Annotated in this window: 1 protein-coding gene; it reads left to right on the plus strand. The window is 66.4% G+C overall.

Going from position 1 to position 435, the window contains the following annotated elements; genetic code table 11:
- Window positions 1-221 precede the first annotated feature (221 nt).
- Window positions 222-435 (plus strand): VOC family protein (locus tag M3180_RS22370; RefSeq protein WP_251671638.1); only part of this gene is annotated, 214 nt, incomplete at its 3' end.

Consider the following 435-nt stretch of genomic DNA (forward strand, 5'->3'; position numbering starts at 1 on the left):
GTCACATCCCGCGACGCGATGCGGTCGCCGCGTACCTCCACGAGAAGAACGGTGACCTCGAACTCGCCGCCCGTCTCTATGTGGACGCGGCAAGGAACGCGCCGAATCTCGCCGAACGCGACCACCAGACGCTCCAGGCGGCGCGACTCAACCAGATGCTGCGCCAGCGACGATGACCGCCCGGTCCCCGCAGTGGTGCCGGAGGGGAAAGAATTCACCTCATGCGAATCGAACTGACCAGCATCCCCGTCGACGACCAACGGGCAGCGCTCGCCTTCTACACCGACGTGCTCGGCTTCACGAAGCGTCGCGATGTCCCGATCGGCGATGACGCATGGCTCACAGTCGTGTCACCCGAGGCACCCGATGGACCCGAGCTTCTGTTGGAACCGTCGGGCCACCCGGCGGTCAAGCCGTTCCGGGACGCCCTCGTCG

The organism is Paenibacillus camelliae, from assembly GCF_023715345.1.
Lineage (GTDB): Bacteria > Bacillota > Bacilli > Paenibacillales > Paenibacillaceae > Pristimantibacillus > Pristimantibacillus camelliae.